Below are 626 nucleotides of genomic sequence, written 5' to 3'. Positions count from 1 at the left end.
ATCTACATTCCCAAAAAGAACGGCAAGCTCAGGCCATTAGGCATTCCGTGCATGATTGATAGAGCGCAACAAGCACTCCATCTACTAGCACTAGAGCCTGTATCTGAAACACTTGCTGACCCCAATAGCTATGGATTTAGGCCAAATCGCAGCACTGCTGACGCGGTCAGTCAATGCTTCAAATGCTTGGCACTAAAGAAATCAGCCAAATGGGTACTTGAAGGGGATATCAAAGCCTGTTTCGACAAGATCGGCCATCAATGGCTTCTTGATAACATCGCTGTAGATAAGCGAATGTTGGAACAATGGCTAAAGTCTGGCTTTATGGACAAAGGTTTGTTCTATGATACTGATGAGGGTACACCACAAGGCGGAATCATATCTCCGACCTTGATGTTAATGACTCTCGCAGGGCTAGAGCAGTACATAAAATCCACTGCGCTCAAAAAGAGTGCTAGAGCTAACTTTATTGGTTATGCAGATGATTTCGTGGTCACCTGCTCTTCAAAGGAAGTGCTCGTGAACGACATCAAACCGTTGATTTCTGATTTTCTGGCAGAAAGAGGGTTAACCCTCTCCGAAGAGAAAACGAAGATCACTCATATTGATGACGGCTTTGACTTTCT

1 protein-coding gene is annotated in these 626 nt (G+C 44.6%); it reads left to right on the top strand.

Annotated elements, in window-relative coordinates:
• Nucleotides 1-626 (top strand): reverse transcriptase domain-containing protein (locus tag C9J40_RS21865; RefSeq protein ID WP_255419005.1); only part of this gene is annotated, 626 nt, incomplete at both ends.

The sequence above is a fragment of the Photobacterium sp. GB-72 genome, assembly GCF_003026095.1.
Classification (GTDB): Bacteria; Pseudomonadota; Gammaproteobacteria; order Enterobacterales; family Vibrionaceae; genus Photobacterium.
This window is presented reverse-complemented; position numbering and strand designations above follow the sequence as displayed.